General features: G+C 66.6%; 21 protein-coding genes. 13 read left to right on the top strand and 8 right to left on the bottom strand.

Going from position 1 to position 20,768, the window contains the following annotated elements; all coding sequences use genetic code 11:
- Positions 1-138: 138 nt before the first annotated feature.
- From BBJ41_RS25245 to BBJ41_RS40640, 3 genes are all read right to left on the bottom strand, one after another.
- Positions 139-1,236, bottom strand: a complete 1,098-nt coding sequence (locus tag BBJ41_RS25245) for a porin (RefSeq protein WP_418222319.1) — start codon at positions 1,234-1,236, stop codon at positions 139-141.
- Positions 1,237-1,517: 281 nt separating this feature from the next.
- Complete coding sequence (gene alr, locus BBJ41_RS25240) at positions 1,518-2,621, bottom strand: alanine racemase (protein ID WP_069748970.1); 1,104 nt, start codon at positions 2,619-2,621, stop codon at positions 1,518-1,520.
- 86 nt (positions 2,622-2,707) lie between these two features.
- Complete coding sequence (locus BBJ41_RS40640) at positions 2,708-2,845, bottom strand: DUF3563 domain-containing protein (RefSeq protein WP_122170222.1); 138 nt, start codon at positions 2,843-2,845, stop codon at positions 2,708-2,710.
- Between the two features lie 176 nt (positions 2,846-3,021).
- Here BBJ41_RS40640 and BBJ41_RS25235 point away from each other — a divergent pair, with 176 nt between their 5' ends.
- Positions 3,022-3,924, top strand: coding sequence for a LysR family transcriptional regulator (locus BBJ41_RS25235; protein ID WP_069748969.1), 903 nt, complete (start codon positions 3,022-3,024; stop codon positions 3,922-3,924).
- Between the two features lie 18 nt (positions 3,925-3,942).
- On the opposite strand, the gene BBJ41_RS40635 is transcribed toward BBJ41_RS25235, so the two are convergent.
- Complete coding sequence (locus BBJ41_RS40635) at positions 3,943-4,197, bottom strand: hypothetical protein (protein WP_156814867.1); 255 nt, start codon at positions 4,195-4,197, stop codon at positions 3,943-3,945.
- Between the two features lie 342 nt (positions 4,198-4,539).
- Positions 4,540-5,532, bottom strand: coding sequence for an IS5-like element ISBmu2 family transposase (locus BBJ41_RS25230; protein ID WP_006415802.1), 993 nt, complete (start codon positions 5,530-5,532; stop codon positions 4,540-4,542).
- Between the two features lie 236 nt (positions 5,533-5,768).
- On the opposite strand from BBJ41_RS25230, the gene BBJ41_RS25225 reads away from it, so the two are divergent.
- The 6 genes from BBJ41_RS25225 (at position 5,769) to BBJ41_RS25200 (ending at position 11,472) form a co-directional block, all read left to right on the top strand.
- Positions 5,769-6,722: a choline ABC transporter substrate-binding protein gene (locus BBJ41_RS25225; RefSeq protein WP_069748968.1), complete on the top strand. Its 954-nt coding sequence runs from the start codon at positions 5,769-5,771 to the stop codon at positions 6,720-6,722.
- A 61-nt stretch (positions 6,723-6,783) separates the two neighbouring features.
- Entirely contained in the window at positions 6,784-7,713 is a 930-nt protein-coding gene (cdhC, locus tag BBJ41_RS25220; RefSeq protein WP_069748967.1) for a 3-dehydrocarnitine:acetyl-CoA trimethylamine transferase CdhC, read from the top strand.
- A gap of 83 nt (positions 7,714-7,796) precedes the next feature.
- Positions 7,797-8,762: an L-carnitine dehydrogenase gene (locus tag BBJ41_RS25215; protein WP_069748966.1), complete on the top strand. Its 966-nt coding sequence runs from the start codon at positions 7,797-7,799 to the stop codon at positions 8,760-8,762.
- Between the two features lie 4 nt (positions 8,763-8,766).
- Positions 8,767-9,255 carry a thioesterase family protein gene (locus BBJ41_RS25210; protein WP_069748965.1) on the top strand — a complete coding sequence of 163 codons (489 nt, stop codon included), beginning with the start codon at positions 8,767-8,769 and terminating at the stop codon, positions 9,253-9,255.
- A gap of 29 nt (positions 9,256-9,284) precedes the next feature.
- Complete coding sequence (locus BBJ41_RS25205; protein ID WP_069748964.1) at positions 9,285-10,253, top strand: alpha/beta hydrolase; 969 nt, start codon at positions 9,285-9,287, stop codon at positions 10,251-10,253.
- 22 nt (positions 10,254-10,275) lie between these two features.
- Entirely contained in the window at positions 10,276-11,472 is a 1,197-nt protein-coding gene (locus BBJ41_RS25200; RefSeq protein ID WP_069748963.1) for a TauD/TfdA family dioxygenase, read from the top strand.
- A 175-nt stretch (positions 11,473-11,647) separates the two neighbouring features.
- Here BBJ41_RS25200 and BBJ41_RS25195 read toward each other — a convergent pair whose 3' ends face one another.
- The 3 genes from BBJ41_RS25195 to BBJ41_RS25185 all read right to left on the bottom strand — a co-directional run bounded on the left by BBJ41_RS25195 (position 11,648) and on the right by BBJ41_RS25185 (position 13,606).
- On the bottom strand, positions 11,648-11,947 hold the full coding sequence (locus tag BBJ41_RS25195) for a DUF4148 domain-containing protein (RefSeq protein ID WP_069748962.1): 300 nt from the start codon (positions 11,945-11,947) through the stop codon (positions 11,648-11,650).
- Between the two features lie 214 nt (positions 11,948-12,161).
- Positions 12,162-13,148: an oxidoreductase gene (locus BBJ41_RS25190; protein ID WP_069750369.1), complete on the bottom strand. Its 987-nt coding sequence runs from the start codon at positions 13,146-13,148 to the stop codon at positions 12,162-12,164.
- A gap of 167 nt (positions 13,149-13,315) precedes the next feature.
- On the bottom strand, positions 13,316-13,606 hold the full coding sequence (locus BBJ41_RS25185; protein ID WP_039366241.1) for a DUF3331 domain-containing protein: 291 nt from the start codon (positions 13,604-13,606) through the stop codon (positions 13,316-13,318).
- A 667-nt stretch (positions 13,607-14,273) separates the two neighbouring features.
- On the opposite strand from BBJ41_RS25185, the gene BBJ41_RS25180 reads away from it, so the two are divergent.
- From BBJ41_RS25180 to BBJ41_RS25155, 6 genes are all read left to right on the top strand, one after another.
- The gene (locus BBJ41_RS25180) at positions 14,274-15,038 is read left to right on the top strand and encodes an SDR family oxidoreductase (protein WP_069748961.1); all 765 of its coding nucleotides are present in this window, start codon (positions 14,274-14,276) and stop codon (positions 15,036-15,038) included.
- Positions 15,039-15,088: 50 nt separating this feature from the next.
- Complete coding sequence (locus tag BBJ41_RS25175) at positions 15,089-15,931, top strand: ureidoglycolate lyase (protein WP_069748960.1); 843 nt, start codon at positions 15,089-15,091, stop codon at positions 15,929-15,931.
- Positions 15,932-15,954: 23 nt separating this feature from the next.
- Positions 15,955-17,232 (top strand): L-fuconate dehydratase, encoded by a 1,278-nt coding sequence (locus BBJ41_RS25170; RefSeq protein WP_069748959.1) that lies wholly within the window; start codon positions 15,955-15,957, stop codon positions 17,230-17,232.
- 78 nt (positions 17,233-17,310) lie between these two features.
- Entirely contained in the window at positions 17,311-18,087 is a 777-nt protein-coding gene (locus tag BBJ41_RS25165) for an SDR family oxidoreductase (RefSeq protein ID WP_069748958.1), read from the top strand.
- Positions 18,088-18,108: 21 nt separating this feature from the next.
- The gene (locus BBJ41_RS25160) at positions 18,109-19,647 is read left to right on the top strand and encodes a sugar ABC transporter ATP-binding protein (protein WP_069750368.1); all 1,539 of its coding nucleotides are present in this window, start codon (positions 18,109-18,111) and stop codon (positions 19,645-19,647) included.
- A 21-nt stretch (positions 19,648-19,668) separates the two neighbouring features.
- On the top strand, positions 19,669-20,706 hold the full coding sequence (locus BBJ41_RS25155; RefSeq protein WP_069748957.1) for an ABC transporter permease: 1,038 nt from the start codon (positions 19,669-19,671) through the stop codon (positions 20,704-20,706).
- The last annotated feature ends 62 nt before the right edge of the window (positions 20,707-20,768 follow it).

Here is a 20,768-nt window from a genome sequence, read left to right as displayed (position 1 = left end):
CGTCGGCTTTGCCCGCCTTCGCGACGGCGGGTGATGGGTCGTCACGCGATCGCGTGACAGGTGGGCACGGTATCGGATGGCAGCGCCGCTGCGCTCGACTTTCGTGAACACCGGAAGCCGAGCGCGGCGCAACTCCGCCTAGAACGTGTGACGCAGCCCGATCCGGCCGACTGCCTGCCGGCCGTTCGACGACGGGTCGAAACCCGCGACCTGCGCGACGGCGCCGCCCGATGCCATCTGCAATGCCGCGAGCGCGTAGACCGCCGTGCGCTTCGACAATTCGTATTCAGCGCTTGCGTTCAACTGGCGGTATTTGGGCTCCTGGCCGGTCGCGTGGTCGCGGCCGGTCGTGTAGGTATAGCCGAGACCGAAATCGAGCTGGCTCGTCGCGGCGAGCGTGCCGGCGATTTCGTAGTTCTGGAACTTCACGTCCTGCTCGTCGTCGCCTTGCTGGAAATCGACGTTGGTGAAGTTGCCCATCGGCTTGACGATGCCGAGCTGGTACGACGCGCCTGCCGCGAAGATGTTCTGGCTGCGGGCGTTCTCGAGGGCGTTGCCGTACACCGCGTTCGTGTATCCGCTGCCGTTCTGGTAGCTCTGGACCGCCTGCTCCGGATCGTTGACGCGCAGATAACCGACGCCGGCCGAGAACGGCCCGTTCGTGTACGCGACGGCCGCGCTGTAGGCGGAATTGTCGGAGAAGCGGCCGGGCTGGCCGCCGAACGAGTAGAGCGCCTCGCCGGTGAAGCCGGCGATCGTCGGGCTCGTGTACTTCACCGCATTGCTGAGCGCGAAGCCGTTGTCGAGGTTGTCCATGTCGTTCGGGTGCGAGAAATACCAGCCCCCGTAATAGCTGTTCAGCGAGTACGGCTCGATCAGGTCGACGATCGGGTCCCACTGGCGGCCGAGCGTCAGCGTGCCCATGCGCTCGCTCGACAGCCCGACGTACGCGTTGCGGGAGAACGCGAGGCCGCTGCCGAGCCCGCCGTTCGTGGAATTGAAGCCGCTTTCGAGATCGAAGATCGCCGCGAGCCCGCCGCCGAGATCTTCCTTGCCGCGCAGCCCCCAGCGGCTGCCGGCGCTGACGCCGCTCGCCATCTGCCACAGGTGCTGGTCGCCGACGTTCGACGCGAAGTCGATGCCGGTATCGATGATGCCGTACAGCGTGACGCTGCTTTGCGCATGCGCGTGGGTGAACAGGCCGCAGCAGGCGAGTGCGCAAGTCATGCGCAGCAGCCGTGTCGTTTTATTCATGGATGGAATTCTCGAACGGGGTTGACGGATATTGTTCGCAGTCCTTCTGTAGAGGGCTGGTCGTCGACAATATATCTGCGCCAATCACGCGCGAACCGGCAATTCAGTCTTTCAGTTTTCGCGTTGGATTCGTGCACGCGGGCGGTCGACAACGGCGGTTGTCCGGCGCATTGAACAGCGCGAGCTTCGATCGCGCCGCTCAGTCCGCCAAGCCCGGTCGATCGGGATCGATCAGTCGTTCCCCGGCGACAAGTCGACGACGATCAAGCGGAGTGAAGTTCGAGCCCGCTCGATGTAAGCGCATCGATGCGCACGGGCACGCGCGGCGCGAGCGCACACATCAGCTCATAACCGATCGTGCCCGATGGCTCGGCTACCGTGTCGACCTTGATTCGTTGTCCCCACAGCTCCACCGGCGAACCGATGCCGGCCGACGGGCAAGGCGTGAGATCGACGGTGAGCATGTCCATCGATACACGCCCGACGACGCGTGTGCGCACCCCTTCCACCAGCACCGGCGTTCCTTCCGGCGCATGACGCGGATAGCCGTCCGCATAGCCGCATGCGACCACGCCGATCTTCGTCGGACGAGCCGCCGTGAAAGCGCTGCCATAACCGGTCGCCTCACCGGCTTCGAGTGTCTGGATGCCGATGATGCGGCTTGCCAGTGTCATCGCGGCGTGCAACGAGAAACCGTCGATATCGCGGGCGCACCCCGTCGGTGAAGCACCATAGAGCATCGTTCCCGGCCGCACCCAGTCGCGGTGTGCACGCGGATGCCACAACACGGCAGCGGAATTCGACAGCGATCGCGTGCCGGGCAGATCGCGTGTGGCGCTGTCGAATTCGTCGATCTGCCGGCCGACGCTGCCGTCATCTGCATTCGCGAAGTGGCTCATGAGGCCGATCGAGCCGATGGCCTGGATGTCCGATGCGCGCTGCCATGCGTGCCGGTATTCGCGCGGCCGGAAGCCGAGCCGGTTCATGCCCGAGTTCATCTTCAACTGGATATCGATACGCTCGCGCGGGCTGGCCGCGTTCAGCAGCGCGAGTTGTTCGTCGCAGTGAACCGTAACGGTCAGCCGATGATGGTCCGCGATCTCGATATCGCCGGGTTCGAAAATGCCTTCGAGCAGCAGGATCGGTTTGGTCCAGCCCTGCTCGCGCACGCGCACGGCCTCGTCGAGATCCAGCAGCGCGATACCGTCCGCTTCCGCGAGCGCAGGACAGATGTGCGCGACGCCGTGACCGTAGGCGTTGGCCTTGATGACGGCCCAAACGCGCGACGATGCCGCCATGCGTTTGGCTACACGAAGGTTGTGCCGGATGGCGTCGAGATGGATGTGCGCGGAAATCGGGCGTGGCATGGATGCTCCGGGGGCGGTGCGTATCAAGCGCACCGGTTTGAGTGAACAAGGCAAAGAGGCTGGCCGGCCCGGGAGCCGGCCTTCGATCAGCGGCATCTTTCCAGCGAGCGCATTCGGCGTTCCAGCTCGGCCAGGTCGCGCGTGTCGGCGAGGGGCCGTTCGTTCCGTCGTTGTTCGGTGCGCTCGAACCAGCGCGTCATCCGGGTGAGAAGGAAGTTCAGCATGACGACCTCCGGCAATGGGCTCGCAAGGGAAGCAGTTGGCCGGAAGCGCTGTGGGCACATTCGTTTCCGGCTGCTGCTATCCGGACTGTAGACAGCAAATATGCTCACGTATATTTATCAATTTTGGAGTAATACATTAGCGTTATTGTTCAATTGGACGTTAAGGGAGATGCACGGTGGACGTCGGACGATTGCGGGCGCTGCTGGAACTGGAGCGGTGCGGCACGATGGCCGCCGCCGCCGAGGCGCTGTTCCTGACGCCATCGGCGGTGTCGCAGCAGATCGCACAACTGGAAGAGGAGGCCGGCGTCGAGCTGACGGAGCGCGTTGGCCGCGGGGTCAGGCTGACGCCCGCCGGGCACGCGTTGGCCGGGTATGCCGAGCGGGTCATGGTCGTGCTCGACGAGGCGCGCTCGGAACTGGCGGAACTGCGACGCGAGATTGCGGGAGAGCTGCGCGTCGCCGCGTTTCCGTCGATCGCTTCCGTGGTGCTTCCCGATACGGTCAAGGAATTGCGCCGCGCGTTTCCGCGCCTCTCGATCGAAATCGAAGAACTGGAGCCGATCGATGCGGTCGCGGCGCTGCGGTCGTGGCGAGCGGACATCGCATTGATCGACGATCTTTCGATCGCAGCCGGCAATAACCGGGAGAACATCGAGGTCGTGCCGCTGGCGGAGGATGCGCTGTACGTGGCAGTCGCGACCGATCATCCTCTGAGCAAAAAATCGTCGCTGACCATCGCCGATCTCCGGCAGGAAACCTGGGCGATCGAATCGACGTGGAGCACGTTCGGCCGCTTCGTCGCCGATCTGTGCCGCCGTGCCGGGTACGAGCCGCGGATCAACGCCAAATGCCGCGGGTCCGAAATGGTCGAAGCGATGGTGGCGTCCGGCTGTTCGGTGTCGGTCGCCCCGGGGCTCAGGGTGCTGCGTGCGCCGGCGGGCGTTGCATGGATCAAGCTGAAGCCGGAGGTCCGCCGCAAGATCTACGTCGCCTATCGCCGCGGAGAGCGCAGCCACCCGACGATCAGGGTGTTCGTCGACGAAATCGTGCGGACGACGGCGAGACTTCTCGGTTAGCTGAACGGCCGCCGATCCTCAGACGCGGTATCCCGATTCACGCATCAACCGTCGCGACGTTTCTCCACGCGGGCCTTCCGCGTCGAAGCGCGCGCGAAGCTGCACATCCGCGCCGCGGATTACGCCGCGCTGCATGGTCACGATGATCGCGAAAACGGCGACGAGAAAGATAACGGGAAGCATGATGTTGTCCGTGGCGGGTCGGGCCGGATACGCATGGGGTGATGGCCGGGCGCGACGGCATCGCAAAGCGTCGATGCCGACGGCGCGCAAGATCGGGCTCGAACCGGCCGCGGCCACTGCCCGCCGCCACCGGACGCCCCGACGGTACCCAGCATAGGGCCGATCGACGGCGCCGCAGAATGTGTCCGGAATTTGTCAGCCTCCGCGCGCCGATTCGAAAGCCGCACGCCGCATCCGGGCAACCCCTTCGCCGCCCGTAAAAGCCACAAACCGCCATCCGACAAGCCTCGAGCGAAACCTAGGGAAACGCTGATCAATGGACCAACTTCCGAAGTTGCAGGCGAGATGGCTTCAAATTTTCTGGATGACGAAGCGAATCGGCGCTCAATTCAGTGAATTTGGCGCGTAAGCGAGCCTCCCTGCTCGCATTTTTCATACGCATGACGGACTGCTCCCATGGACCGATCGCAACAGATTTCGCGCAATCACCAGATTCGCCAGAGCGAACAGGCTGAACAGTTGCGCGGTGTTCTTGGCCAAGCCCTTGTATCGGGTCTTGCGATGCTGAAACAGATTCTTGACGATATGAAACGGATGCTCAACCCGCCAACGGATCTGCGCCTTGGTTCGCTCGAGCGCGATCACCAGGTCCTTCAGCGCTCCTTCTTGCATCGCCTTGATCTTTCCCCGCCTGGCAGCGACGTGCCACTTCACGGCCTTGCCCGCCATTTCCTCGCGCTTGTCGACGCCAATGTAGCCCGCGTCGGCGAACACCTGCTCTTCATGCCCGTGCAGCAGGGCATGAGCTTGCGATACATCCGACACGTTGGCCGCCGTGCCAACCACACTGTGAATCAGGCCCGAGTCGGCGTCGACGCCAATGTGGGCTTTCATGCCAAAGTGCCATTCGTTGCCCTTCTTCGTTTGATGCATTTCCGGGTCACGGCTCTTCCCGGCATTCTTGGTCGACGGCGGCGCTTCAATGATCGTCGCGTCAACCAGCGTGCCTTCCTTCATCATCAGCCCACGCTCGCACAGCGAGATGCCAATCTCGTCGAACAACTTCCGTGTCAGTTCGTGTTCGATCAGCAGGCGCCGGAACTTCAACAGCGTGGTTGCATCAGGCACGTTCTCGATCGCCAGATCGATGCCGGCGAAGGCTCGCAGCGTGATGCTGTCATACAGCGCGTCTTCCAGTCCTTCGTCCGACAGTCCGTACCACTGTTGCACGAAGTAGATTCGCAGCATCCGCTCAAGGCCAATCGGCGGGCGACCTCGCGTGCCCTTCGGATAGTGCGGTTCGATGGCCGACAGCAAGCGCTGCCACGGAACGACCTTCTCCATCTCTTCCAGGAAGCGTTGGCGCCTCGTCACTCGCTTCTTGCCTGCAATTTCCGCTTCCGCGAAGCCGATCTGCCTCTTCATCGTCGTGGGTCCGTTCCGTGAGCTGTCTTCTAAACGTCCTCGGCTACGTCTGCGATGACCGCCGAGCCGAATAAATCAGCGTTTCCCTAGTGGTTTCCACGCATAGTCGCAAACAGTCAAGAACAGGTCGCCGGCGGTCTTTTCGTGGCGAATATGGCTCGTTACTTTTACTCCCACGATGCAGGCCGGCGCACACCCCGCGCACCGGCTGCCCACCAGTCCAACCGGGAGGAACCATGAAGTCGACGAAGATCGCCGCGCTAGCCGCGGCCGTGCTGGCGACAGGCGCGTTCACGAATGCGGCGCTGGCCGAAACGGATGCCGCGACCTGCCGCACCGTGCGTTTCGCGGATATCGGCTGGACCGACATCACGTCGACCACGGCGCTCGCGTCGACCGTGTTCGAGGCGCTCGGCTACAAGCCGACGACGACGATCGCGTCGGTGCCGATCTCGTTCGCCGGGCTCAAGAGCAAGCAGCTCGACGTGTCGCTCGGCTACTGGTGGCCCGTGCAGCAGAAGCAGCTCCAGCCGTTCCTCGACAGCAAGTCGATCAACGTCGTCGAGCCGCCGAACCTGTCGGGCGCGAAGGCGACGCTCGCGGTGCCGAGCTACGAATACCAGGCCGGCCTGAAGACCTTCGAGGACATCGCGAAGCACCGCGCGGAACTGGACGGCAAGATCTACGGGATCGAGCCGGGCAGCAGCGCGAACGCGACGATCCAGAAAATGATCGACACGAACCAGTACGGGCTCGGCGGCTTCAAGCTCGTCGAATCGAGCGAAGCCGGGATGCTGGTGACGGTCGAGCGCGCGATCCGCGAGAAGAAATGGGTCGTGTTTTTGGGCTGGGAGCCTCATCCGATGAACATCCAGCTCAGCATGAACTACCTGTCCGGCGGCGACGCTTCGTTCGGGCCGAACTACGGCGAAGCGCGCGTGTACACGCTGACCGCGCCCGATTTCATCGGCCGCTGCCCGAACGCGGGCAAGCTCGTCACGAACCTGCGCTTCTCGACGCAGCTCGAGAACCAGCTGATGCAGTCGGTGATGAACAAGACGAAGCCGGCCGAGGCCGCGAAGGCGTACCTGAAGAAGAATCCGCAGGTGCTCGATGCGTGGCTCGCGGGCGTCAAGACGTACGACGGCAAGGACGGGCTGCCGGCCGTGAAGGCGTATCTCGGCCTGTGACGGCCCGCGCCAGCGAAACACCCGCAATGCGATACAACCCGAATCAAGCGAGGCATCCAGCATGAACCATGACGTCATCATCACCTGCGCCGTGACCGGCGCGGGCGATACGGTCGGCAAGCACCCGGCGATTCCGGTCACGCCGAAGGAGATCGCGGCCGCCGCGATCGAGGCCGCGAAGGCCGGCGCGACCGTCGCGCACTGCCACGTGCGCGATCCGCAGACGGGGCGCGGCAGCCGCGACCCGAACCTGTACCGCGAAGTGGTCGACCGCATCCGCTCGGCCGACGTCGACGTGATCATCAACCTGACGGCCGGCATGGGCGGCGATCTCGAGATCGGCCCCGGCGAAGACCCGATGCGCTTCGGCAAAGGCACCGATCTCGTCGGCGGCCTCACGCGCCTCGCGCACGTCGAGGAGCTGTTGCCCGAGATCTGCACGCTCGACTGCGGCACGCTGAATTTCGGCGACGGCGACTACATCTACGTATCGACGCCCGCGCAATTGCGCGCCGGCGCGAAGCGCATCCAGGAACTCGGCGTGAAGCCGGAGCTGGAGATTTTCGACACGGGCCATCTGTGGTTCGCGAAGCAGCTGTTGAAGGAAGGGCTGCTCGACGATCCGCCGCTGTTCCAGCTTTGCCTCGGTATTCCGTGGGGTGCGCCGGCCGATACGGGCACGATGAAGGCGATGGTCGACAACCTGCCGCCGGGCGCGCACTGGGCCGGCTTCGGGATCGGCCGCATGCAGATGCCGATGGTCGCGCAGGCGATGCTGCTCGGCGGGCACGTGCGCGTCGGCCTTGAGGACAACGTCTGGCTCGATCGCGGCGTGCACGCGACCAACGGCACGCTCGTCGAGCGCGCGAGAGAGATCGTCGAGCGGCTCGGCGGCCGCGTGCTGACGCCGGCCGAAGGCCGCCGCAAGCTCGGCCTGCCGGCGCGCGGCGAGCGTGCGCTCGAACGCCGCGCGATCGCCGAATTCGCGTGAGTGGTTTCGCTGACTGATACGACACGGCGGCGCGCACGGGCGCGTCCGCCGACCGATTTCCCCTGATTCGAAGGATGCGTGACATGGCAGTGAAGACCGACATCAAGACGTTCGCCGCCATCGGCACCGGCGTGATCGGCAGCGGGTGGATTTCCCGCGCGCTCGCGCACGGTCTCGACGTGGTCGTGTGGGACCCCGCGCCGGGCGCGGAAGCGCGGTTGCGCGCGAACGTCGCGAACGCGTGGCCGGCGCTCGAACGCGTCGGCCTCGCGCCGGGCGCCGATCCCGCGCGGCTGCGTTTCGTGCCGACGATCGAAGCGTGCGTCGCCGACGCGGATTTCATCCAGGAAAGCGCGCCCGAGCGCGAGGCGCTGAAGCTCGAACTGCACGAGCAGATCAGCCGCGCGGCGAAACCCGACGCGATCATCGCGTCGTCGACGTCGGGGCTGCTGCCGACGGATTTCTACGCGCGTGCGACACATCCCGAGCGCTGCGTGGTCGGCCATCCGTTCAATCCGGTCTACCTGCTGCCGCTCGTCGAAGTGCTCGGCGGCGAGCGCACGTCGCCGGAAGCGGTCGAAGCGGCGATGGAGATCTATCGCAAGCTCGGCATGCGGCCGCTGCACGTGCGCAAGGAAGTGCCGGGCTTCATCGCGGACCGGCTGCTCGAAGCGCTGTGGCGCGAGGCGCTGCACCTCGTCAACGAAGGCGTCGCGACGACCGGCGAGATCGACGACGCGATCCGCTTCGGCGCGGGCATCCGCTGGTCGTTCATGGGCACGTTCCTGACCTACACGCTGGCCGGCGGCGACGCGGGCATGCGACACTTCATGCAGCAGTTCGGCCCCGCGCTCGAACTGCCGTGGACGAAGCTGGTCGCGCCGACGCTCACCGACGCGCTGATCGACAGCGTCGTCGAAGGCACGACCGAGCAGCAGGGCACGCGCAGCATCAAGGAGCTCGAGCGCTATCGCGACGAGTGCATCACCGAGGTGCTGAAATCGATCGCCGCGGTGAAGGCGCGGCACGGGATGCGATTCGAGGACTAAGACGATGACGGGCGATACCCCGCTGACGATATACCGCGACGTGGTGCGGCCCGAATGGGTCGATTACAACGGCCACCTGCGCGACGCGTTCTACCTGCTGATCTTCAGCTTCGCGACCGATGCGCTGCTGGACCGCATCGGGCTCGACGACGCCGCGCGCCGCGAGCGGGGCCGCTCGGTTTATACGCTCGAAGCGCACGTGAACTATCTGCACGAGATCAAGGAGGGCACGCAGGTGCGCGTCGATGCGCGCGTGCTCGCGCATGACGCGAAGCGGCTGCACCTGTACCTCGAACTGTTTGCGCAAGGGCACGACGACGCGGTATCGGCGAGCGAGCAGATGCTGCTGCACGTCGATACGCGCGACGGCGCGAAATCGGCGCCGTTCGACGACGACGTCGCCGAGCGCGTGGCCGCGCTTCATGCGTTGCAGCGCGATTGCGCGGCGCCTGCGTATGCGGGCCGCGTGATCGGCCTGCCGCCGCGCCGCTAGCGTTTACCTTCAACCGCGGAACGCATCCGATGCTCGAACCGGAAATCGCGGCGTTCGTCACGGCCGTCGACGCGTGGTATCCGGCCGACGCGGCCGCGCGTTCGGCCGCCGAGCAGCGCCGCCTGTACGACCGCTTCGCGGCCGAGTGGACACCTGCTGCGCTGCCGCCCGGCATCGTGCAGCAGGACGCGGTGTGGCACGCGCCGGACGGGCACGCGATCGCGCTGCGGCGCTATACGGCCTCGTACGGCGCGCCGCGCGGCACGGTGCTGTTCTTTCATGGCGGCGGTTTCGTCGTCGGCTCGCTCGACAGCCACGCGCTGATTACCGCGCAACTGGCGGCCGATACGGGGCTCGACGTGATTGCGGTCGACTACCGGCTGGCGCCCGAGCACCGCGCGCCGGCCGCGCTCGACGACTGCCTGGCCGTCACGCGTGCGGTGCGCGATACGCGCGGGCCGTTCGGGCCGTGCGTGCATCCGCTGACGCTTGCCGGCGACAGCGCGGGCGGCATGCTCGCGGCGGCCGTCGCCACTGCATTGCGCGATGCAGGCGAAGGCGGCATCGACGGCATCGCGCTCGTTTATCCGATGCTCGGGTTCGAACCGCAATCGCCTGCGCGCGAAACGGAAGCGCATGCGCCGATGCTGACGCTCGACGACGTGCATCGCTATCGCGCGCTGTACTGGGACGGCCCGTTGGACGGTGACGCGTCGGATGCACTGCTGGACGGCAACCCGCTGTTGCGCGCATCGGTGCCGCTCGAGGCGGCGCGTTTCGACGGCTTGCCGCCGGTGCTCGCGATCGGCGCGGAACACGATCCGCTGCGCGACGATGCGCGCGTCTACGTCGAACGGATTCGCGCGGCCGGCGGGGCTGCGCACTACTGGATGGGAGAGGGGCTGGTGCACGGCTGCTGGCGCGCGCTCGGGACGAGCCCGCAGGCGGCGCGGCTGCACCGGATGGTCGGCGGTTTTTTGCTCGCACCACACGCGTAGCGGGCGTTTCCGGGAGGCAACGATGCAGGCAGCGCAACACCGTATCGAAGACTGGCGGACGTTTTCCGCCGACGCGGCCATTACGGCGGCCACGATCGGCGACGGAGCGGTGGACGTCGAATGGAGCGACGCGCGACGATCGCCGTTTCATTTCGACTGGCTGCGCGACAACTGCGCGTGTTCCGCATGCGTGCATGCGATCACGCGCGAGCAGGTGTTCGAGATTGCCGATGCGCGCGAGGATCTTGCCGCGCGCTCCGCACATGTCGAAGCCGATGGCGCGCTGCATGTCGAATGGAACGACGGGCATCGCAGCGCGTGGACGCCGGGCTGGTTGCGCGCGCATGCGTACGACGATGCGTCGCGCGCGGAGCGCCAGGCCGCGCACGGGCGGCACGTATGGGCAGGCGACGATGCGACGGCGATCGGCGTATTCGCGTGGCACGACGTGATGCGCGACGACGACGCGTTGCTCGCGTGGCTCGGCGCGCTGCAGCGCACGGGGCTCACGCTCGTCGAAGGCGTGCCGGCCGAGCGCGGCCGTGTCGACGAGATCGCGCGCCGTGTCGGCCTGATCCGCGAAAGCAATTTCGGCGTGCTGTTCGACGTCGAGTCGAAGCCGCGCCCGGACAGCAACGCGTATACGTCGCTGAACCTGCCGCCGCACACCGATCTGCCGACGCGCGAGTTGCAGCCGGGCGTGCAGTTCCTGCATTGCCTCGCGAACGACGCGACGGGCGGCGACAGCGTGTTCCTCGACGGCTTCGCGCTCGCGGATGCGCTGCGGCGCGAGCATCCGGCCGATTTCGCGCAGCTTGCGTCGACGCCGTTCGAATTCTGGAACAAGAGTGCGAACAGCGACTACCGCTGTTCGGCGCCGGTGATCGGGCTCGATGCGCGCGGCAACGTGACCGAGGTGCGCGTCGCGAACTTCCTGCGCGGGCCGCTCGATGCGCCGGCCGGATCGGTCGCGGCCGTCTATCGCGCGTACCGGCGGTTTCTCGCGCTCGCGCGCGAGCCGCGCTTTCGCGTACAGCGGCGGCTGCGCGCGGGCGACATGTGGGCGTTCGACAACCGGCGCGTGCTGCATGCGCGCACCGAGTTCGATCCGTCGACCGGCCGCCGGCATCTGCAGGGCTGCTACGTCGATCGCGACGAACTGCTGTCGCGGTGGCGCGTGCTGTCGCGCGCGGCGCCAGCCGCGGCCGTGCCGCGCTGAGCGGCGCGCATACCCCGGAAAGGAAAAAGCGCCCGGACGCAAAGCGCCCGGGCGAAGCCACCCGCTGCCGGGCGGCGGAGGTATGCGTTCACAAAAAAGACGAGCCCCGCAAAGGGGGCTCGTCTGTACGCGGCTTCATCGCGCGATGCGCGGCGCCCGCCGGGGGCGCGTCGGCTTACTGGCCGAAGAAGATCGAGTCGCGTGCGTTCGACGACGCTGCGGCCGGGGCGCCCGAGTGGACGACCGGCGCCGGTTGCGCGCCGTAGCCGCTGGTGTCGGCACCATGCACGCGCGCTTCGGCGCTCTGGATGTCGTTCGGGTAGTACGGGCTCGACAGGCCCGGCTTGTAGCCGGCCTTTTCGAGCTGAACGAGTTCGTTCTTCACTTGAGCGCGGGTCACGGTGCTTTGTGCGAATGCGCCGAACGAAGCGGACAGGGCGGCAGCGGCAACGACTGCGGAAACGAGCGATTTCATGATGACCTCCGGTGTTTTATTGAGTTCGCTCTCGACACCATGTCTGAAGCGATTGACTAAATCTTAGTCACCGGAAGGTGCAGGGTAAACGCTGATTTTGACGATAGATTGTTTCCTGGGCGGTAACAGTGGCGCGTCGAATCAGGCTTTCAACAGGCTTTCTTTTCGGTTGGCGTAATAAGTATGAAGAATGATGCGAAAAGTGGCGCGTGGCTCAGCGCGCCTGGGCTGCGGTGTCGAACGGCCTGCCCGACGAGCGCCCGGCGGGCGCGCCCGAGCTGAGGAAACGCACGCCCGTCGCGGCTTCCGATGCCTCCCACAGCAGCGCCGCCGAAGCCACGTCGCGCGCCGCGCGCGGCACGCTCGCGGGCGCCGGCAGCCCGCGCGATTCGAACCAGCCGGACGGGCCGATGTAGGCGCCGCCGGCGAGATCGGGCGACGTCGCCGCATGAATGGCCGGCAGCGCGCCCTGGTCGGCCGGCTGCGCGAGATAACGGTTCGCGGCGCGCATCAGTGCGGCGCGCGCGGGTGAGCTGTCCATCGCGGGGCCGGCGAACTGCAGGTTGGTCGCCGCGTAGCCGGGGTGCGCGGCGACGCTGATCCCCGCGAATGCCGCGCGCTCGAAGCGGCGCTGCAACTCGATGGCGAACACGAGGTTCGCGAGCTTGCTGTCGCAATAGGCGAGATAACGGTTGTAGCGGTGCGCGGCGCGCAGGTCGTCGACGCGAATCCGGCCGCCGCGGTTGAAGCCGCTCGACATCGTCACGACGCGCGCTCGGCGGGCGGAGCGCAGGGCCGGCAGCAGATGGCCGGTCAGCGCGAAATGGCCGAGGTGGTTGGTGCCGAACTGCATCTCGAAGCCGTCGTGCGTATGGCGCAGCGGCAGGAACATCACGCCGGCGTTGTTGCAGAGGATGTCGACGCGACCGTGGCGTTCGGAGACGTCCGCCGCGAAACGTTCGATAGACGCGAGATCGGCGAGGTCGAGTGCATCGACTTCGACGCGCGCATCGGGATGAAGCTGGCGGATCGCATCGGCCGCCTGCGCGGCGCGCGCGGCGTCGCGGCAGCCCATCACGACCGTCGCGCCTTTGGCCGCCAGCGTTTCGGCGAGCTGCCAGCCGAGGCCGCTGTTGGCGCCGGTCACGACCGCGACCTTGCCGCCCTGCGCCGGGACGTGGCGCGCGCTCCATGCATGCATGTCTGCCTCCATCGGCGCGACCGGTCGGTCGCGGCACGTAATCGTTACATTGAGTGGTGTAACGATAGTGTGCGCAGGCGTGGCAGACAAGCGGGGGATTTAGACCGGTGCTTCTAGGGCTCGCGCGTGACGTGGCGCAGCGGGCTCCGGCGCGCGGCCGGCAGGATTTACCTGCCTCCGGCGAGGGCGAGCACTTCGGCGGCGGAGATCATCGCCGCTGCGTTCGCGGGCGCCGGGCGTTCGGCCGGGCGGAATACTTCGTCGCCGCGATGGATGACCTGGCGCGACAGCGCGCAGGTGCCGGTGCGTTGCGCGAAGCGGCGGCGCCAGCGCTGTTCGCCGTAGTGGCAGCGGCCGGGTTCGACCCAGCGGACGACGAGCAGCGTATCGGAACGTTCGAGAATTTCGACGTGAACGTCGGCGGGATCGAGCGCAGGCAGGGATTTGGAGGCCTTCATTTTGCCGTTTCCTAAAGCTCGTGCGGTTCGGCCTTGGCAGTGGATGTCACTACCCGATGGCGAATCCGTAGCGGTTTCCATGAGTGGTGCGCTAAATGTAAGCGTCTGTGACCGGAAAAAACATCCTGTCTGGCTCAAATTACCTTTTGCCGATTTAGAAACAATCCACGCTTATTTTCTTGCAAACCATGGACAAAAACGCCCCGGACGGGGAGTCCGGGGCGGAAAATCGGCCCGCGCAGCCGTGTCTGCTCGCCCAGTCACGGGGTACATCGCCGGGGGACGGAGGTGCCCGCGGGGATCGGATGCGGGCGGAGGAGGCGGTGTACCGGAAGCGCGATCCGGCAACGCCATGATGGCGCGCACACGCCGTTGAGACCCTGACGCGGACATGACGTTTTTGTCAGTTTCGCGCGGCCCACGCGCCGGGCGCGTCCGCGGAATCGGCTGGAAAGCCCGCCGGTATTGGGTTTGCGCGAACTGACGAGCGCGCTGCCGCGACCTGCCGGCGGCCGGACGATGGCCCGTCTGCCGGATCTACCTGCCCGGGTAAATACTGAATTCCGAATTCGTGACAAACGCGCGATCACTTCCTATGATTGGTTGGACCTTTAGTCCTTTGTGCCAATCGGCCGGCTGACGGCCGGCTTTTTCGGGAGAGACGCTCATGAGATTGCAGGGCAAGCGCGCGCTGGTCACGGCGGCCGGGCAGGGCATTGGCCGCGCCACCGCGCTGCGGTTCGCGAGCGAGGGCGCCGACGTATTGGCGACCGACATCAACGAAGCCGCGCTCGTGCGGCTCGAGGCCGACGCCGAACGCGCGGGCGGCCGGCTGGCCACGCGGCGGCTCGACGTCACCGACGCGCACGACGTCGCGGCGCTCGCCGCGAGCGAGCGCGCGTTCGACGTGCTGTTCAACTGCGCGGGCTACGTGCACCACGGCTCGATCCTCGACTGCGACGACGAAGCCTGGGCGTTCTCGCTGAACCTGAACGTCACGTCGATGTACCGGCTGATCCGCGCGCTGCTGCCGGCGATGCTCGAAGCCGGCGGCGCGTCGATCATCAACATGGCGTCGGCCGCGTCGAGCGTGAAGGGCGTGCCGAACCGTTTCGTCTACGGCACGACCAAGGCGGCCGTGATCGGGCTGACCAAGGCGGTGGCCGCCGATTTCGTCGAGCAGCGCATCCGCTGCAACGCGATCTGCCCCGGCACGATCGAATCGCCGTCGCTGGAGCAGCGGATCGCGGACCAGGCGCGCACGCGCCACGTGTCGACCGACGAGGTGCGCCAGGCGTTCGTCGCGCGCCAGCCGATGGGCCGCATCGGCAGCGCCGACGAAGTGGCCGCGCTCGCGCTGTATCTGGCATCCGACGAAGCGTCGTTCACGACCGGCGCGATTCACCTGATCGACGGCGGCTGGTCGAACTGACCGTGTCGAACTGACCTTTCCCATTCACTTTCCGGTTCCATCCAGACGACATGAAACTGCTGAGATTTGGCGACAAACACCATGAAAAACCGGGCCTGCTCGATGCGCAGGGCCACATCCGCGACCTGTCCGGCGTGATCGACGACATCGCCGGCGACGCGCTGGCGCCCGCATCGCTCGCGCGGCTGCGCGACATCCCGCCGTCGTCGCTGCCGCTCGTCGAAGGCGCGCCGCGCATCGGCGCGTGCGTCGGCCGCGTCGGCAAGTTCATCTGCATCGGCCTCAACTATTCGGACCACGCGGCCGAATCGGGGATGGAGGTGCCGAAGGAGCCCGTCGTGTTCGGCAAGTGGACGAGCGCGATCTCGGGGCCGAACGACGACGTCGAGATTCCACGCGGCTCGGAAAAGACCGACTGGGAAGTTGAGCTCGGCGTGGTGATCGGCCAGGGCGGCCGCTACATCGCGGAAGCCGACGCGCTGTCGCACGTCGCGGGCTATTGCGTGGTCAACGACGTGTCGGAGCGCGAATTCCAGCTCGAACGCGGCGGCACGTGGGACAAGGGCAAGGGCAACGACACGTTCGGCCCGCTCGGCCCGTGGCTCGTGACGGCCGACGAAGTGCCCGATCCGCACGCGCTGCGGCTGTGGCTCGACGTCGACGGGCACCGCTACCAGAACGGCACGACCGCGACGATGGTGTTCCGCGTGCCGCACCTGATCAGCTACCTGAGCCGCTTCATGAGCCTGCAGCCGGGCGACGTGATTTCGACCGGCACGCCGCCGGGCGTCGGCCTCGGGCAGAAGCCGCCGGTCTATCTGCGCGCCGGGCAGGTCATCACGCTCGGCATCGACGGGCTCGGCGAGCAGCGCCAGCGCACCGTGCAGGCCTGATTTCCTTTAACGGACGGTTCGTCATGCCTATCATTCGATCGATGCGCGTCCTCGACGTGCGCTTTCCGACTTCGCGCCAGCTCGACGGTTCCGATGCGATGAATCCGGACCCCGATTATTCGGCCGCCTACGTCGTGCTCGAAACCGACCGCGACGGGCTCGAAGGTCACGGGCTCACGTTCACGATCGGGCGCGGCAACGAAATCTGCTGCGCGGCGATCGACGCGATGCGTCACCTCGTCGTCGGCCTCGATCTCGACTGGATCCGCGAAGACATGGGCCGCTTCTGGCGGCACGTGACGTCGGATAGTCAACTGCGCTGGATCGGCCCCGACAAGGGCGCGATCCATCTGGCGACGGGCGCCGTCGTCAATGCCGTGTGGGATTTGTGGGCGAAGGCGGTGGGCAAGCCGCTGTGGCGGCTCGTCGCCGACATGAGCCCCGAGGAGCTGGTGCGTGCGATCGACTTCCGCTACCTGACCGATTGCCTGAGCCCGGACGAGGCGCTCGACCTGCTGCGCCGGCAGGCGCCCGGCAAGGCCGCGCGGATCGCGGCGCTGGAGCGCGACGGCTACCCGTGCTACACGACGTCGGCCGGCTGGCTCGGCTACAGCGACGACAAGCTGCGCCGGTTGTGTCACGAGGCGGTGGACGCCGGTTTCGAGTACGTGAAGCTGAAGGTCGGCGCGAACCTCGAGGACGACATCCGCCGCGTGACGATCGCGCGCGAGGTGATCGGCCCCGAGCGCAAGCTGATGATCGACGCGAACCAGGTGTGGGAAGTCGAAGAGGCGATCGACTGGGTGCGCGAGCTGGCCTTCGCGCGGCCGTGGTTCATCGAGGAGCCGACGAGCCCTGACGACGTCGAAGGGCATCGCAAGATCCGCAAGGCGATCGGCCCCGTGCAGGTCGCAACCGGCGAGATGTGCCAGAACCGCGTGCTGTTCAAGCAGTTCATCGCGCGCGGCGCGATCGACGTCGTGCAGATCGACGCATGCCGGCTCGGCGGCGTGAACGAGATTCTCGCGGTGATGCTGATGGCCGCGAAGTACGGGCTGCCCGTGTGCCCGCATGCGGGCGGCGTCGGGCTGTGCGAATACGTGCAGCACCTGTCGATGATCGACTACGTGTGCATTTCCGGCACGAAGGAAGGGCGCGTGACCGAATACGTCGATCACCTGCACGAGCATTTCGTCGAGCCGTGCGTCGTGCGCGGCGCGGCCTACATGCCGCCGACGGCGCCCGGTTTCTCGATCGAGATGAAACCGGAATCGCTGGAGCAGTACCGGTTCCGCGGCTGACGCATGACGACGCCTGGCGGCGCGCGATGCAAGACGCGCGTCGCCAGGCGCCGACAACATGAAAGACGGAGACGCGAAGTGGATTTGAACCTGCAAGACAAGGTCGTGATCGTGACCGGCGGCGCGTCGGGCATCGGCGCCGCGATCTCGATGCGGCTCGCCGGCGAAGGGGCGATTCCGGTGGTGTTCGCGCGCCACGCGCCCGACGACGCGTTCTGGCGCGCGCTTGCGCAGAAGCAGCCGCGCGCCGTGTGCGTGTCCGTCGAGCTGCAGGACGACGCGCAGTGTCGCGATGCCGTTGCACAGACGGTCGCGCGCTTCGGCCGCCTCGACGGCCTCGTCAACAACGCGGGCATCAACGACAGCATCGGGCTCGATGCCGGGCGCGACGCGTTCGTCGCGTCGCTCGAGCGCAATCTCGTCCACTACTACGTGATGGCGCATTACTGCGTGCCGCACCTGAAGGCGGCGCGCGGCGCGATCGTCAACATCTCGTCGAAGACGGCCGTGACCGGCCAGGGCAACACGAGCGGCTATTGCGCGTCGAAGGGCGCGCAGCTCGCGTTGACGCGCGAATGGGCCGTCGCGTTGCGCGACGACGGCGTGCGCGTGAACGCGGTGATCCCGGCCGAGGTGATGACACCGCTTTACCGGAACTGGCTCGCCGGCTTCGACGATCCCGATGCGAAGCTCGCCGACATCGCGGGCAAGGTGCCGCTCGGCAAGCGCTTCACGACGGCCGACGAGATCGCCGACACGACCGTGTTCCTGCTGTCGGCGCGCGCGTCGCACACGACGGGCCAGTGGTTGTTCGTCGATGGCGGTTATACGCATCTCGATCGCGCGATCGGCTGAATGAAGCGGAACCCCGACCCCATGCAACCCGAACCGAACCTGAACGATGCGCCGCCGCTGATTGCATTGACCGGCATCGGCAAGCGCTTTCCGGGCGTGCAGGCGCTCGACGATTGCCGTTTCGACCTGCGCGCCGGCGAAGTGCATGCGCTGATGGGCGAGAACGGCGCCGGCAAGTCGACGCTGATGAAGATCCTTGCGGGCGTCTACCAGTGCGACGACGGCGAGATCCGGATGGACGGCCGCGCGGTGGAGATCGCCGATCCGCGCGCCGCGCAGGCGCTCGGGATCGGCATCATCCATCAGGAGCTGAACCTGATGAACCACCTGAGCGTCGCGCAGAACATCTTCATCGGCCGCGAGCCGCGCGGCCGCTTCGGCGTGTTCGTCGACGAAGACAAGCTGAATCGCGACGCCGCCGCGATTTTCGCGCGGATGCGGCTCGACCTCGACCCGCGCACGCCGGTCGGCCGGCTGACGGTCGCGAAGCAGCAGATGGTCGAGATCGCGAAAGCGCTGTCGTTCGAGTCGCGCGTGCTCATCATGGACGAGCCGACCGCCGCGCTCAACAACGCGGAGATCGCCGAGCTGTTCCGCATCATCGGCGACCTGCGCGCGCATGGCGTCGGCATCGTCTACATCTCGCACAAGATGGACGAGCTGCGCCAGATCGCCGATCGCGTGACCGTGATGCGCGACGGCAAGTACGTCGCGACCGTGCCGATGGTCGGCACGTCGATGGACACCATCATCGCGATGATGGTCGGCCGCCAGCTCGAGTCGGAATCGCGCACGCCGCCCGATACGTCCGCGAACGACGTCGCGCTCGAAGTGCGCGGGCTGTCGCGCGGCCGTGCAATTCGCGACGTCGGCTTCACGCTGCGGCGCGGCGAGATTCTCGGCTTCGCGGGGCTGATGGGCGCGGGCCGCACCGAGGTCGCGCGCGCGGTGTTCGGCGCCGACCCGGTCGATGCGGGCGAAATCCGCGTGCACGGCAAGACCGTGACGATCCGCACGCCGGCCGACGCGGTCGCGCACGGCATCGGTTACCTGTCCGAAGATCGCAAGCACTTCGGGCTCGCGGTCGGGATGGACGTGCAGAACAACATCGCGCTGTCGAGCATGCGCCGCTTCGTGCGGCGCGGCGTGTTCCTCGATGCGCGCGAGATGCGCGACACCGCGCAGGCTTACGTGCGGCAGCTCGCGATCCGCACGCCGTCGGTCGCGCAGCCCGCGCGGCTGCTGTCGGGCGGCAACCAGCAGAAGATCGTGATCGCGAAGTGGCTGCTGCGCGACTGCGACATCCTGTTCTTCGACGAACCGACGCGCGGCATCGACGTCGGCGCGAAAAGCGAGATCTACAAGCTGCTCGATGCGCTCGCCGCCGACGGCAAGGCGATCGTGATGATCTCGTCGGAACTGCCCGAGGTGCTGCGCATGAGCCACCGCATTCTCGTGATGTGCGAAGGGCGCGTCACGGGCGAATTGCGCGCGGCCGAGGCCACGCAGGAAAAGATCATGCAGCTCGCGACGCAGCGCGAGTCGACCGTCCTGTCTTGAATCGCACACGTTCATTCGATCATGTCCAACGATACGCATCCCGTTCCGCCCCTCGCGTCCGGCGATACGCCGGCCGCCGCATCGAGCCTGAAGTCGCGCTTCTTCAACCCCGCCGCGCGGCAGAAGCTGCTCGCGTTCGCGAGCCTCGTGCTACTGATCGTGTTCTTCAGCATCGCGTCGCCGAACTTCCTCGAAGTCGACAACCTCGTGTCGATCCTGCAGGCCACGGCCGTGAACGGCGTGCTCGCCGTTGCATGCACCTACGTGATCATCACGTCGGGCATCGACCTGTCGGTCGGCACGCTGATGACGTTCTGCGCGGTGATGGCCGGCGTCGTGCTCACGAAATGGGGGATGCCGCTGCCGCTCGGGATCCTGGCCGCGCTGTTGTTCGGCGCGCTGTCGGGCAGCGTGTCGGGCTTCGTGATCGCGAAGATGAAGGTGCCGCCGTTCATCGCGACGCTCGGCATGATGATGCTGCTCAAGGGGCTGTCGCTCGTGATCTCGGGCACGCGGCCGATCTACTTCAACGACACGCCGGGCTTCACGTCGATCGCGCAGGATTCGCTGATCGGCACTCTGATCCCCGCGCTGCCGATCCCGAACGCGGTGCTGATCCTGTTCCTCGTCGCGATCGGCGCGTCGATCGTGCTGAACCGGACGATCTTCGGCCGCTACACGTTCGCGCTCGGCAGCAACGAGGAAGCGCTGCGGCTGTCCGGCGTGAACGTCGACGCGTGGAAGATCGCCGTCTACACGTTCAGCGGCGCGGTGTGCGGGATCGCCGGGTTGCTGATCGCGTCGCGGCTGAATTCCGCGCAGCCCGCGCTCGGGCAGGGCTACGAGCTCGATGCGATCGCGGCCGTCGTGATCGGCGGCACGTCGCTGTCCGGCGGCGCGGGCAGCATCGTCGGCACCATCATCGGCGCGTTCATCATGAGCGTGCTGACGAACGGCCTGCGCATCATGTCGGTCGCGCAGGAATGGCAGACGGTCGTGACGGGCGTGATCATCATTCTCGCCGTCTACGTCGACATCCTGCGCCGGCGGCGCCGCTGACCGACGCGACCGATGCAGGCATGCGCTTCACCGCCGGTTTCGGCCGGCATTCCATTCGATAC

The organism is Burkholderia stabilis, assembly GCF_001742165.1.
GTDB lineage: Bacteria > Pseudomonadota > Gammaproteobacteria > Burkholderiales > Burkholderiaceae > Burkholderia > Burkholderia stabilis.
This window is presented reverse-complemented; position numbering and strand designations above follow the sequence as displayed.

Bases quoted from the DNA above. Each gene is read 5' to 3' on its own strand.
- BBJ41_RS40640 (WP_122170222.1), bottom strand. From the start codon at position 2,845: ATGCTGAACTTCCTTCTCACCCGGATGACGCGCTGGTTCGAGCGCACC.
- BBJ41_RS25205 (WP_069748964.1), top strand. From the start codon at position 9,285: ATGCTCGAACCGGAAATCGCGGCGTTCGTCACGGCCGTCGACGCGTGG.
- BBJ41_RS25175 (WP_069748960.1), top strand. From the start codon at position 15,089: ATGAAACTGCTGAGATTTGGCGACAAACACCATGAAAAACCGGGCCTG.
- BBJ41_RS25200 (WP_069748963.1), top strand. From the start codon at position 10,276: ATGCAGGCAGCGCAACACCGTATCGAAGACTGGCGGACGTTTTCCGCC.
- BBJ41_RS25190 (WP_069750369.1), bottom strand. From the start codon at position 13,148: ATGCATGCATGGAGCGCGCGCCACGTCCCGGCGCAGGGCGGCAAGGTC.
- BBJ41_RS25170 (WP_069748959.1), top strand. From the start codon at position 15,955: ATGCCTATCATTCGATCGATGCGCGTCCTCGACGTGCGCTTTCCGACT.
- BBJ41_RS25180 (WP_069748961.1), top strand. From the start codon at position 14,274: ATGAGATTGCAGGGCAAGCGCGCGCTGGTCACGGCGGCCGGGCAGGGC.
- BBJ41_RS25155 (WP_069748957.1), top strand. From the start codon at position 19,669: ATGTCCAACGATACGCATCCCGTTCCGCCCCTCGCGTCCGGCGATACG.
- BBJ41_RS25230 (WP_006415802.1), bottom strand. From the start codon at position 5,532: ATGAAGAGGCAGATCGGCTTCGCGGAAGCGGAAATTGCAGGCAAGAAG.
- alr (WP_069748970.1), bottom strand. From the start codon at position 2,621: ATGCCACGCCCGATTTCCGCGCACATCCATCTCGACGCCATCCGGCAC.
- BBJ41_RS25185 (WP_039366241.1), bottom strand. From the start codon at position 13,606: ATGAAGGCCTCCAAATCCCTGCCTGCGCTCGATCCCGCCGACGTTCAC.
- BBJ41_RS25215 (WP_069748966.1), top strand. From the start codon at position 7,797: ATGGCAGTGAAGACCGACATCAAGACGTTCGCCGCCATCGGCACCGGC.
- BBJ41_RS25160 (WP_069750368.1), top strand. From the start codon at position 18,109: ATGCAACCCGAACCGAACCTGAACGATGCGCCGCCGCTGATTGCATTG.
- BBJ41_RS25210 (WP_069748965.1), top strand. From the start codon at position 8,767: ATGACGGGCGATACCCCGCTGACGATATACCGCGACGTGGTGCGGCCC.
- BBJ41_RS25225 (WP_069748968.1), top strand. From the start codon at position 5,769: ATGAAGTCGACGAAGATCGCCGCGCTAGCCGCGGCCGTGCTGGCGACA.
- cdhC (WP_069748967.1), top strand. From the start codon at position 6,784: ATGAACCATGACGTCATCATCACCTGCGCCGTGACCGGCGCGGGCGAT.
- BBJ41_RS25195 (WP_069748962.1), bottom strand. From the start codon at position 11,947: ATGAAATCGCTCGTTTCCGCAGTCGTTGCCGCTGCCGCCCTGTCCGCT.